At 52.3% G+C, this 631-nt stretch carries 1 rRNA gene; it reads right to left on the reverse strand.

Features of this window, described 5'->3' with window-relative positions:
• Nucleotides 1-631 (reverse strand): 23S ribosomal RNA (locus DA085_RS20740); the annotation flags it as partial.

The following is a 631-nucleotide window of genomic DNA, read 5'->3' on the forward strand; positions in this document are numbered from 1 at the left end:
CCCAGTTAAGACTCGGTTTCCCTTCGGCTCCCCTATTCGGTTAACCTTGCTACAGAATATAAGTCGCTGACCCATTATACAAAAGGTACGCAGTCACACGCCTAAGCGTGCTCCCACTGCTTGTACGTACACGGTTTCAGGTTCTTTTTCACTCCCCTCGCCGGGGTTCTTTTCGCCTTTCCCTCACGGTACTGGTTCACTATCGGTCAGTCAGGAGTATTTAGCCTTGGAGGATGGTCCCCCCATATTCAGACAGGATACCACGTGTCCCGCCCTACTCATCGAGCTCACAGCATGTGCATTTTTGTGTACGGGGCTGTCACCCTGTATCGCACGCCTTTCCAGACGCTTCCACTAACACACACACTGATTCAGGCTCTGGGCTGCTCCCCGTTCGCTCGCCGCTACTGGGGGAATCTCGGTTGATTTCTTTTCCTCGGGGTACTTAGATGTTTCAGTTCCCCCGGTTCGCCTCATTAACCTATGGATTCAGTTAATGATAGTGTGTCGAAACACACTGGGTTTCCCCATTCGGAAATCGCCGGTTATAACGGTTCATATCACCTTACCGACGCTTATCGCAGATTAGCACGTCCTTCATCGCCTCTGACTGCCAGGGCATCCACCGTGC

This window comes from Ornithinimicrobium cavernae (assembly GCF_003121625.1).
GTDB classification, from domain to species: Bacteria; Actinomycetota; Actinomycetes; order Actinomycetales; family Dermatophilaceae; genus Ornithinicoccus; species Ornithinicoccus cavernae.